Below are 11,613 nucleotides of genomic sequence, written 5' to 3' on the forward strand. Positions count from 1 at the left end.
TCCGCCTTGGGCAAGCTTGGAAAGGGCCACCTGCTCGGGGCATTGCTCGGCTTCGTCGCGAGCGCCTGTTCGCCGCTGACGCTGTTCGACGCGGTCGTCCCCAAGGACGATGGCGGCCAGATGATCCTCCGCGACGCGGCGTTCGGCCCCGATCCGCGCCAGCGCATCGACCTCTATGCGCCGCGCGGGGATAAAGCCGGGCACCTGCCGGTGATCGTCTTCATCTATGGCGGATCGTGGAGTTCGGGCACCAAGGACGGCTATGCCTTCGTCGGCCGGGCACTTGCGGCGCAGGGCTTCCTTGTCGCGATCCCCGATTACCGGCTGGTGCCGCAGATCCGCTACCCTGCCTTCCTCGAGGACAATGCCGCCGCGGTCCGCTGGGTGCGGATCCACGCCGCCGCGCATGGCGGCGATCCCGATCGGCTGATCCTGGCCGGCCATTCGGCGGGCGCCTACGACGCCGCGATGCTGGCGCTCGATCCGCGCTGGCTCGGGCCGGACCGCAAGGCCGTGCGCGGCCTGATCGGGCTGGCGGGGCCGTACGACTTCCTGCCCTTCGACGGCGCTGTGGTGGAGGCGGCGTTCGCCGGCGTGCGCGATCCGGCCTCCACCCAGCCGGTTAATTTCGTCTCCGCCGACGCCCCGCCCGCTTTCCTCGCGACCGGCGACAAGGACACGACCGTCCGCCCCCGCAACAGCGACGCGCTCGCCGCCCGCCTCGAGCACCAGGGCGTCGCGGTGACGCGCATGCGCTATCCGGATGTCGGCCATGTCGGGCTGGTTACGGCGCTCGCCAGGCCGCTCCGGGGCCGCGCGGCGGTACTCGACGACGCGGTCACCTTCGCCCGCAAGGTCTCTCGATAGGCCAATCGCGGACGCGGCCGAGCGCCGCGCCGTGCCCCCAAACCCTGTCCCAAACGATGTTCGCGGGGCGTCTTCGGCCCGCCGTTTTCCCTGTTACCGCACCAATAACAGGGAAATAACAGGGAAAATCGCAATTTTTCCGGCCGAGCGGGCCGCAACGGGCGCTGCATGCCGTTGGCGCGACGGGGAAATTCGGGTGACTTCCCTGTCGCGCGGAACAGGGAGTTCAATTTGCGAAAAATCGTCCAAACAGGGAAGTCCATCAGGCTGAACAGGGAGAGATCAGGGCGATACAGCGCACCTTGCGTGCGAGAAGATTGAGGCGTATTGAAAACACGGGCTAAAGTTGTGTCTTTTGACATGGTCAGCATTACTGCACGATACCATATCTCGACCCAATGCTTCGCGGCATCTCTGCCATACCTTCGCAACACTAACCTGCCTGATCGCGACCCTGAGGTTGAGCCTTGGCCCTGCCAGCCATGGTTTCCGGGAAGCAGCCGCCGTCATATCATGCCGATGCCCGCACGATCAGTTCGGGGTTGAGGATCACCGATCCGGCGGCCGTTCCATCGATGCGTTTGAGCAGGCAATCGACGAGTTGCAGCGCACCGGCGGGAATATCCTGCCGGATCGTGGTGAGCTGCGGGACCATCCCGCGCGCCAGCGGCAAATCGTCGTAACCGATCACGCGGATCTGATCGGGAACGCTGATCCCGCGACTGGTGAGGACGTGGATCGCCGAAATCGCGACCATGTCGGAGGCCGCGATGATACCGTCGGGCAGTCGATCGGCCTCGTCCAGGAATTGCGCGATTTCGCCGCCGCTGAGCTCGACCGCGAGATGCGTTGGCGTCTCGGCGAGTTCGACTGCGCCGTCCGTCTCCGCAACCGCGGCGCGCGCGCCTTCAAGCCGCTGGCGGATCTCGATCGCCTGCGCATTGCCGAAGAAAGCGAGGCGGCGGCATCCGGCTGTGATCAGATGCGACGCCGCGAGATTGCCACCGCGGAAATTGTCGGTTCCGATCGAACAGTGGATCTGGCCCTGGCTGAAGCCTCCCCAAACCACCATCGGCTTGTAATGCCGCGCCGCTCGGTCGAGCACCGCCGATTGATCCGATTGCCCGATGATTATCAACCCCTCGGCACGGTCCGATGCGATGATCTTCTCGAGCCAGTCGGGGCCATCGGGAATGACGCGCGACAGGATCAGATCGTAGCCGCGTTCGGTCAGTGCATCGGCGAGGCAGCCGATCATCGTCATGAAGAACGGATCGGAAATGTGCTGAGAGCGATCGTGGCCGAGCGGGATCACCACGCCGATCGCGCCGCGCTTTCGCGTGCGCAGGTTGCGCGCGACCGCACTCGGCCGGAAATCATGATCCTGCGCCAGCTTGCGAATACGTTCCGCCGTGTCGGCATTGACCACGTCCTTGCCGGCGAGCGCGCGCGAGACGGTCCCCGCCGACACGCCGGCCAGCGTCGCCAGATCGTAGATCGTCTTTACTTTTCGCGTCTGCAAAGTCTCTCCCGCCCGCACCGCGAACATGCGGCCCCGCTCAGGTGCCGATGATAACGATGTGGGGCGCGGGCGTCGATCCAATGTGCGATGGGACCGTTCCGGTCAGCCCGCCGCGGCATAATCGGCCGCGTTGCGTTTGCGGAGCCGGGCGGCGATCGGGTCGGCCAGCCAATTATACCCGCACAGCGCGGCGAGCAGCGTCGCGAACACCGTGCCGAGTATCATCGTGTAGACCGGATCGCCAAGATGATCGCTCAGAGCCCCCATCGCGAGCGGGGCCAGCACCGCGCTGACGCAGGTGAAGAACAGCAGGACACCCGCGATCGCGCCATGCTGCGCTTTGTCGAAGCAGCTGATCCCGGTCGAGTTGATTGTCGGATACAGCACCGACATGAACAGGCCGGTCGCCGGAATCGAGAACAGCGCAACCGAGCGCCCGAACACGACCGCCGCCCAGAAGCACAGTGCGATCGCGGCGCTGCACACGATCAGCACGGTCTGCCAGCGCAGCCGCGCGAGCAGCCAGGCGCCGAGAAAGCGGCCGAAGGCGCGCAGCACGAAGAAAACCGCAACGACGTAAGCCGCGAGCCATGCGCCTGGGCCGTCATAGCCCGAGAGATAGGTCGGCGCCCACACGTAGACCGCCGCCTCGGCGCCAACATACAGCATCAGCGCGATACCGAAGGCGAGCGCGTAGGGATCGCCCAGCAGCCGCAGCGCACCCTTACGATCGGCCGCCACCGGCGCCTGATGGTGCGTCACGGGAAAGCGCGCGACGAGACAGCCCGCGATCAGAACGAGGCAAAGCATCGCGGCGATCGTGTAGATCCATTTCCAGCTCGCCCCGCTCTGCAGCAGATGCGCCACCAGCGCGGGGCCGATGATCGCGCCGACCCCGAAGAAGCCTTCGATCAGGTTCATCGTCGCGGCATGTTCACGCGTCGAACGCGAAATATCGCCGATCAGCGCAAGAGCGCCTGCCTTGAAGATGCCGATGCCGAGGCCGGCAACGAACAACAGGATGATGAACACCAGGAAATCGTGCCCGAGCGCGAACAGGCCCGATGCGACGCAGAAGAGCGCCAGCCCGATGATGATCGATCCCTTGTGGCCGATGCGGTCGGCCAGCGAGCCCAGCGCGATCGCGGCAAGACCGATTCCCGACATCGACGCATATTGGAACGCACCACCCGCCGTCATCCCGAGGTGAAATTCCTCGATCACACGCGGGATGATCGTGCCGACCGAATCGGTCGTCATCGCGAAGGTGGCGAACATCAGCAGGATCAGCACCTTGATCAGGCGCGCTCCGCCTGCCGGCGGCTCTTTCATTCGCGCTGTCACGATGCTGCTCCTTCGATGGATGGCGCGCTTTGCCACCGCGGCAGCCTCGCTATTGCGCCGACCTAGTAGGCACGCCACGCGGCTGCAATCGTTTGTAGCCGCGGTTGTGCGCGCCTATTCGGGGCGATGTGCGGATCGCGGCACGTGAATCACGGGATGAGATGATGGACGAACAAACCGGTTCGATCGGACGGCGCCACCTGCTGGCCGGCGCGACGGCGTTGCTGCCGCTCGCGGCTGCGCCAGCGCGCGCGTTGACGCCGGTTCCCGCAGCATGGCGCGCGGCGGAGACGCTGCCGCTCTGGCCGAACGACCCGCCGGGGCATGGCTTTGCTCCCCGCGCGCTCCCGGCTGACTGGTCCGACGCGTTCGTGCGCAACGTCGCCCGGCCGGCGCTGCACGTCTTCCGGCCGGCGCGGCCGAACGGGCGCGCGCTGCTCGTGATCCCCGGCGGCAGCTATGTGTTCGTGTCGATCGGCAACGAAGGTGCCGATGTCGCGCGGGAGATGACCGAGCGCGGCTACACCGTCTTCGTTTTGACCTATCGTCTGCCGGGCGAAGGCTGGGCCGATCGCGCCGACGTGCCACTGCAGGATGCGCAGCGCGCGATGCGGATAATCCGCCAGCGCGCAGCGCACTATGCGTGCGATCCGGCCAAGCTGTTCGTGATCGGCTTCTCGGCGGGCGGGCATCTCGCCGCCACCCTCGTCACCGGCTTTGCCGATCCGGCCTATCGCCCGGTCGACGCCGCCGATGCGCTCGACGCACGGCCGCGCGCGGCGGCGCTGATCTATCCGGTGATCGCGATGACCGCACCGATCGGGCATGCCGATTCGACCGCTGCCCTGCTCGGGGCGGATCCGTCGGTCGCGGCGATCGCTCGGCGATCGCCGGCCGAACATGTCGGGGCAGCGACACCGCCGCTGTTCCTGGTGCATGCGCTCGACGACCCCGCGGTGTCGCCGCAGAACACGATACTCATGCTCGAAGCGATGCGCGGCGCGCACCGCCCGGTCGAATGCCATTTATTCCAGCAGGGCGGCCACGGCTTCGGTCTCGGCGCGGCCGGAACGCCGGCACGGCAATGGCCCGCGCTGTTGGACGCCTGGCTCGACGGGGTACCGTGAGCCTGATTGCGGCCGATTGCTTTGATTGCACAATCGATTGTAATGCCGGCAAGGCGCCTTTGCGCCGGATAAGCGAAGGAGAGGGCGATGGATTTCAACAGGCGTACGTTCGGCGTCGCGGCCGGCGCACTCGCACTGGCGCCGCTGTTGGCGCGCGATCTGGCGGCCGTGGCGGCAGCGCCCGCGGTGTCGGCGGACTCGCTGGCGCGGATCGATCCCGAGCTGCGCGCGATCGCGCGGCAGATGCTCGCCGCGCCCGGCCCCTCGCCGCTGACGCTGGCCAACTTGCCTGCGCTGCGCGCCGGCGGGGCGGCCTACGCACCGCCGCGGCTGCCCGACGTGCCGGTGCAGGAACGCCATATCGCAGGCGGCCGCGGGATGCCCGAGGTGACGGTCTATGTCGTCAACGCCGATCCCGCGCGGCGACGCCCCGGCATCCTCCACATGCACGGCGGCGGATTCATCGCTGGCGCCGCGAAGTGGGAGATCGGCTATCTCCAGGATCTTGCGCGCACGCTCGATTGCATGATCGTGACCGTCGAATATCGCCTCGCACCCGAGGCGAGCTATCGCGGATCGATCGAGGACAATTACACCGGACTGCGCTGGATGCACGCGCAGGCGGCCGAGCTCGGGCTCGATCCTGCGCGCATCGCCGTGATGGGTGAAAGCGCCGGCGGCGGCCATGCCGCACTCCTTGCGCTCGCCGCGCGCGATCGCGGCGAGGTGCCGCTGGTGCTGCAGGTGCTCGTCTACCCGATGCTCGACGATCGCACCGGCAGTTCCAGGACGCCGCCGCCGTTCATCGGCGCGGTCGGCTGGAGCGCACAATCCAACCAGTTCGGCTGGCGCGCCTTCCTCGGCCAGGCGCCGGGCGGCGCAAGCGCGCCGAAGGGCGCGGTTCCGGCGCGGGTAGAGGATCTGCGCGGCCTGCCGCCGGCGTTCATCGGCGTCGGTGGGGTCGATCTCTTCGTTGACGAGGACATCGCCTATGCCGGCCGGCTGATCCAGGCAGGCGTCGCGACCGAACTGCTCGTCGTCCCCGGCGCCTTCCACGGCTTCGATCGTATCGCCGAGAAGACCAGCGTTGCCAGCCGCTTCACACGCGCAAAGATCGACGCGATCCGCCGCGCATTCGCGCCGGTGGCAGCATGAGCGGCATCGCCAAGACGGCGCTCACGCGGCTCAGCCTGCTGATCGCTGGCCTGTGTCTCGCTGCGGTGCCGGCGCACGCCGCTGTCGATGGCCCGATCAAGGCGGGTGCAGCCAAGATCGACGTGACGCCCGGTCGGGCGAGCCTGCCCGAGGGCACCGACGGCGTTCACGATCCGGTGTTCGTCCGTGCGATCGTGGTCGACAACGGCGCGACCCGCGCCGCTTTGGTGTCGGTCGACACGATCGGGATTCCGACCGATGTGTGGGCGCGCGTCAGCCGAAGGATCGAGCAGCAGCTCGGTATTCCGGCGCGCAACCTGATGCTCGGCGCGACCCATACGCACAGTGCGTTCCTGCGCGGGGCACCGTTCGAGGACGGCGTGGTCCGCGCCGTTGCCGACGCGACGAAGCGGCTGCAACCGGCGACGATCGCCTATGGTACCGGCGTGTCGTACATCAACGTCAACCGCAACATGATCGATCCGGCAACGCACCGCTGGACCGAAGGGCCCAACTACGACGGGCCGTCGGACAAAACGGTTGCGGTTGTCCGCTTCAGCGACACCGCGGGCAAGCCAATCGCAGTCTACTACAATTATGCGGTTCACGCGGTGCTGTCGGGACAACTCGATCAGGTCAGCGCCGATATTCCCGGGGCAACGTCCGGTTATATCGAGGACTCGCTTGGCCCCGATACGGTCGCGGTGTGGTCAGAGGGCGCCGCAGGCGACCAGAATCCCATCTATTTCCAGCAGACCTACGATCTGCGCGAGTGGCGAATCCGCGACTACGCCAAGCGCGGGATCGACATCAGCAACACCATGTTGCCCGGCGGCAAGGGGCTGAACAAGCAGGATCCTGCGGTCGTAAGACTGATGAACCAGCAACGCCAGATGGTGGTCTCGATGGGGCAGATGCTCGGCGAGGAGGTGCTCCACGTGGTACGCACGACGCCCGATCGTCCGTTCGCCCGCGCTTCCATCGAGGGCGCGCAATCGACGATCACCTGCCCCGGTCGCACCCGCATCGACAGCGGCCGCGCGGGATCGCCGGGGCACTATGAGGATGCCGGCCCGGTCCCGATTCGACTCAGCATGGTCGCACTCGGCGACATCGTGATCGGCGGTGTCGATGCCGAATTGTTCACCACGATCGGGCAGCGCCTCAAGCAGGAGTCGCCGTTCAAGCGGACGATCCTCGCTACCCTCGCGAACGGAACGGCGCCGTCGGGCTACATCCCGAATGATGCCGCCTTCGGCTACGAAACGTTCGAGGTTCTCTCGTCGCAACTCAAGCCGGGCTGCGCGGAAACCGCGATCGTCGACGGGCTGGTCGCGCTCGCCGGGCGCCCGACCGAAACCCGGTAACGGTCAGACGGCGAGCCGCGCGGTCTCACCGTCGAGCCGGAGCGTGAGGAAGGGCGCAAAGGTGCCGCCGAACCTCTTTGGGGTGCATGCGGCGGCGTCAACACCCCATTGATCGACGAAGCTCGTCACCGACAGATCGGGCAGTACGAGCCAGCTATACGCCTGCGCGGGCGCCTCGGGCGGGTTGGCGAAAACGAGGCCGCTGCCGTTGAGCGGACGCCATCCGTCGAGCAGATCGTGCGAGACCATGCCGTAGAGCCCCGTCGGCCCGATCGGCCCCTGCGGGTCGAAGACATGCGCCTGGGTCGACCAGAACAGGTAATATAGTCGATCGTGATAGATCATGTGCGGCCGCTCGAGTTCGTTGTTGAGCAGATCCGCGCTGACGATCGGGGGCAGGATGCGCCATCCCGACGCCGCTGCGGGATCGATCTGCGCGGCGCCTACGACACCGTTGAAGGCCGAGGACGAGCCGGCGAGCGAGCCGGCGAACAGCAGATAGGCCATCCCACTCGCGGGATCGTGGAAATAGGCCGGATCCCGGAACGCCTTGATCGTGCCGATCGCGCCACCGCCGGCGGTATCCATGTAGAATGCCGGATCGCGCTCGACGATTTCCATGAGATCGCACCAGTCGGTGCAGGAAGGTCCGCCGGGGGTATCGCGCATGGTGCAGCGCGCCGCGAACAGCCGTTGCTCGAATGTCACCACCGGTTCGCCGCGCCGTCCGGCCGCCGTGAAATAGAGCGTCACCGTGCCGTCGTCATCGGCGACCGCCGAGCCCGACCATTCGCGGCTTCCCGGGGAAAAGCCGTCTGGCATCGCCGGGCCGATATGGCGCCATCCGCCGTCGTCGCGGTGGATCAAGTGAATGCGGGCCAGCGCGTGACGTTCGTCGGGATCAGGCGCGCGCGGCGCGCCCAGCGCCATCCACAGCGTCCCCCCATGCACGAGCCGCCGCGGCATGCCTGCCCGATCCTGCACGGGCCACGCGTCCCAGAAGGCCAGTCCATCGGCGTCCCGCACCGGCTCGGGGCGATCGATCAGCGGCGCGACGGCAATCGCCTGCGAGTCAATTCGGGCCAGCGCCTGGTGGCGCCACTGCGAAGCGTGCATGATCAAGGGTGGTCCAAGGTACAAGAAATTCGCCAGGCGACAGGCGCGCGGTCGGGAAGGCTTTTGACATGATGCACCGCTCGACCGCCCCTCTATGGCAGGCATGGATCGGCGCCCGGCGCGCTCGATTACAGCCCGATAGGCCAAATAAACAATCGATTGCAACGGTTGGAAGCGCGCGATAGTCTCTGCATGAGACAATTAGAAGGCGTGGGTGGAGGACGGCGCTCCGCGTTGCCGCCCCACGCCATGACGCGGAGAGGACTTGCCATGAGAAAGCACATGCTTTGCAGGGCATCTCAAGGCGCGCGGGCTGCCGTCGGCGCTCGTCACGCGCCGCGTGCATCGTGGGACGCCGTAGGGTTATGGCATCGATCCGGTGAACAAGACCGATATCAGCGGCATGCCCGCAATACCCAATTTTATGGAGCGCCCGCGACTATGGCGTGCGCGCGATCGTGAGGTTCTGAGGATGCGAACATGTCGCCGTTTGATGCTCCTGGCCGGTGCCGCGGCGCTGAGCCTCGCCGTGCCGGCGGCCGCGCAGGCGGCGGTCGGTGCAGCCGGATGCGCCGCGCTGGCGCAGCCCGGTGCAAGCCTGCCCGATCCCGGCGGGCGCATTGCCGGCGCGGTCTGGCATGGCGCCGGCCCCGTCGCGATGGCTTCGCCCCCGCCCGGGACGCCGCCGGCACCGCCGCTTGCGCTGCCCGCCCATTGCGAGGTGACCGGCGTGCTCCATGAGCGCATCGGGATCGACGGCCAGCATTACGCGATCCGCTTTCACCTGCGGATGCCGACCGAATGGAACGGCAAGTTCTTCATGCAAGGCGGCGGCGGCACCAATGGCGAGCTCGGCGATGCGATCGGCCGGCTGAGCGGCGGCGCGGCGCCCGCGCTGGTGCAGGGCTATGCCGTGATGTCGCAGGATTCGGGGCATGACAATGCGGTCAACAGCGTCGCCGCGCGCGGCGGGGCGTCTTCGTTCGGATTCGATCCGCAGGCGCGCGCCGATTATGGTGGGGCGTCGCTGCGGCCGTCGGTCGAGGCGGCCAAGGCGACGGTCAAGGCGTTCTACGGCAAGAGGCCGGGCACCAGCTATTTCGTCGGCTGCTCGAAGGGCGGGCAGGAAGGGATGATGCTGGCCCAGCGTTATCCCGATCTGTTCGACGGTATCGTCGCGGCGGCACCCGGCTTTGCACTGCCGCGCGCGGCGATCGAGGAAGCGTGGGACACGCAGGCGTTCGCGCAGGTCGTCACCGCATCGGGCCAACCGGTCACGCTTTCCACGCTTGGCCAAAGCCTGTCGGCCGCGGATTCGGCCCTGGTCGGCAAGGCGATCCTCGCCGCGTGCGACAAGGACGATGGCGCGGTCGACGGCATGGTCGGGGATTTCACACGCTGCACGTCGGCCAAGGTGCTGCCGGAACTGGCGCGAATCACCTGCGGGGGCGTCAAGCAGGACGGTTGCCTGTCGGCTGCGCAGGTTGCGGCGCTGCAAAAAGTGCAAGCCGGCGCGCGCAACCGCCGCGGCGAGCCGCTCTACGCCAGTTACTATTGGGACGCCGGCTGGGCCGATCCGGGCTGGCGTATCTGGAAGGTCGGCAACGCGCCGGTGCCGTCCATCAACGTGCTGATGGGATCGCCGTCGCTCGGCGCGGTGTTCACCACACCGCCGACGGCGATCGACGACGATCCCCAGGCGAAGCTGGCTTATCAGATCGGCTTCGATTTCGATCGCGACGCGGCGAAGATCTATGCGACCGATGCCCGCTTCGCTCGCTCCGCATGGCAGGATATCGCTGCGCGCTCGGACGATCTCGCCGCGTTCAATCGGCGTGGCGGCAAGCTGATCGTGCCGCACGGCGTCTCTGATCCGGTCTTCTCGCTGGCAGATACGGTCGCCTGGTACGGCGATGTCGACAAGCGCAATGGTGGCCGTGCCGCCAGTTTCGTCCGGCTGTTCCCGGTGCCGGGGATGGCGCATTGCCAGGGCGGACCCGCCACCGACGGGTTCGATTCCTTCGCCGCGCTGGTCAACTGGGTCGAGCGAGCGCGGGCGCCCGATCAGATGGTCGGCACTGCGGGCCCGATGTCGCCCTGGCCCGGCCGCACCCGTCCGCTCTGCGCCTATCCGAAGGTGGCGCGCTACAAGGGCGCGGGCAGCCTCGAGGATGCGGACAGCTTCGTCTGCTCCTGATCGTGAACGATCAGCGCGCTGCGCGCTGGGCGAGCAGCAACGCGCCGCGTAGCCCGGCATCGTCGCCCAGCCGCGGTGCGCGGATGATATCGGCGATCGCGGCCGCATCGATCAGGTAGCCGGCGCTGAATGCGGTGGCGGCGGCGCGCACCCCGGCCAGCAGCCCGGGCGCGTGCATCACGCCGCCGCCGAACACGATCCGCGCGGGAGAAAGTACCGCCATCAGCGTGCCGGCGAGGTGGCCGAGATACCAGGCGACGATGGCATGCGCCGGGTGATCGGTGGGTAGCTCCGACAGCGATCGGCCCCAGCGCGCGTGAATTGCCGGCCCGCTCGCCAGCCCTTCGAGGCACGCGCCGTGGAACGGACAGCAGCCGGGAAAGGCGGTGTCGTCGGGATGGCGCGGTGGAAAGATATGCCCCATTTCGGCGTGGCGCAGACCCGGAATCGTCGCGCCGTTCGACGCGAAGCCCCCGCCGATTCCGGTGCCGACGGTGATGTAGACGACGCCTTTCGCGCGTATGTCGTCGAGCTCGGCCTCGGCGAGCGCGGCGGCGTTGACGTCGGTCTCGAACCCGGCCGGAACCCCGAACGCAGCCTCGATCGGGCGGGCGAGCGGCGTGCCGCTCCAACCGGGCTTGGGCGTGTCGAGGATCGAGCCCCAGCGCGGCGACGACGGATCGAGTTCGACCGGACCGAAGCTGGCGATCCCGAAGCCGCGATACCCGGCCGGTGCCGCTTCGGTGCGCCCGAACCAGGCGAGCACGGCTGCCAGGGTCGCCTCGGGCGTCGTGGTTGGGATCCGCGCGCGTTCGAGCAGCGCCCCGCGACCGTCCGCGATCGCGCAGACGAATTTCGTCCCACCCGCCTCGATGCAGCCGTAGCGCGCTTCGTCTGTCATCCGGCCTCTCGTTGGTT

At 67.6% G+C, this 11,613-nt stretch carries 9 protein-coding genes; 5 read left to right on the forward strand and 4 right to left on the reverse strand.

The genetic code is table 11. The annotated features are described in order from the left end of the window. Window positions 1-6 precede the first annotated feature (6 nt). Window positions 7-867, forward strand: a complete 861-nt coding sequence (locus AB4Z44_RS12425) for an alpha/beta hydrolase (protein WP_404710011.1) — start codon at window positions 7-9, stop codon at window positions 865-867. A 511-nt stretch (window positions 868-1,378) separates the two neighbouring features. On the opposite strand, the gene AB4Z44_RS12430 is transcribed toward AB4Z44_RS12425, so the two are convergent. Together AB4Z44_RS12430 and AB4Z44_RS12435 are read right to left on the reverse strand one after the other, a co-directional pair. Further along, window positions 1,379-2,389, reverse strand: a complete 1,011-nt coding sequence (locus AB4Z44_RS12430; protein WP_404710012.1) for a LacI family DNA-binding transcriptional regulator — start codon at window positions 2,387-2,389, stop codon at window positions 1,379-1,381. A gap of 102 nt (window positions 2,390-2,491) precedes the next feature. Beyond that, window positions 2,492-3,733, reverse strand: a complete 1,242-nt coding sequence (locus tag AB4Z44_RS12435) for an MFS transporter (protein ID WP_404710013.1) — start codon at window positions 3,731-3,733, stop codon at window positions 2,492-2,494. 161 nt (window positions 3,734-3,894) lie between these two features. Here AB4Z44_RS12435 and AB4Z44_RS12440 point away from each other — a divergent pair, with 161 nt between their 5' ends. From AB4Z44_RS12440 to AB4Z44_RS12450, 3 genes are all read left to right on the forward strand, one after another. Next, on the forward strand, window positions 3,895-4,860 hold the full coding sequence (locus AB4Z44_RS12440; RefSeq protein WP_404710014.1) for an alpha/beta hydrolase: 966 nt from the start codon (window positions 3,895-3,897) through the stop codon (window positions 4,858-4,860). 87 nt (window positions 4,861-4,947) lie between these two features. Then, the gene (locus tag AB4Z44_RS12445) at window positions 4,948-6,015 is read left to right on the forward strand and encodes an alpha/beta hydrolase (RefSeq protein WP_404710015.1); all 1,068 of its coding nucleotides are present in this window, start codon (window positions 4,948-4,950) and stop codon (window positions 6,013-6,015) included. Continuing rightward, window positions 6,012-7,382 carry a hypothetical protein gene (locus AB4Z44_RS12450; protein WP_404710016.1) on the forward strand — a complete coding sequence of 457 codons (1,371 nt, stop codon included), beginning with the start codon at window positions 6,012-6,014 and terminating at the stop codon, window positions 7,380-7,382. The genes AB4Z44_RS12445 and AB4Z44_RS12450 overlap by 4 nt, the downstream gene beginning before the upstream one ends. Before the next feature lie 3 nt (window positions 7,383-7,385). Here AB4Z44_RS12450 and AB4Z44_RS12455 read toward each other — a convergent pair whose 3' ends face one another. Next, window positions 7,386-8,498 carry a glycoside hydrolase family 68 protein gene (locus AB4Z44_RS12455; RefSeq protein ID WP_404710017.1) on the reverse strand — a complete coding sequence of 371 codons (1,113 nt, stop codon included), beginning with the start codon at window positions 8,496-8,498 and terminating at the stop codon, window positions 7,386-7,388. A gap of 493 nt (window positions 8,499-8,991) precedes the next feature. Between AB4Z44_RS12455 and AB4Z44_RS12460 the strand changes: the two genes are divergently transcribed. Next, window positions 8,992-10,695, forward strand: a complete 1,704-nt coding sequence (locus tag AB4Z44_RS12460; RefSeq protein ID WP_404710018.1) for a tannase/feruloyl esterase family alpha/beta hydrolase — start codon at window positions 8,992-8,994, stop codon at window positions 10,693-10,695. A gap of 10 nt (window positions 10,696-10,705) precedes the next feature. Here AB4Z44_RS12460 and AB4Z44_RS12465 read toward each other — a convergent pair whose 3' ends face one another. Continuing rightward, entirely contained in the window at window positions 10,706-11,596 is an 891-nt protein-coding gene (locus AB4Z44_RS12465) for an ROK family protein (protein ID WP_404710019.1), read from the reverse strand. Between the last annotated feature and the right edge of the window lie 17 nt (window positions 11,597-11,613).

It is taken from the genome of Sphingomonas sp. MMS24-J13 (genome assembly GCF_044905095.1).
Taxonomy (GTDB): Bacteria; Pseudomonadota; Alphaproteobacteria; order Sphingomonadales; family Sphingomonadaceae; genus Sphingomonas_I.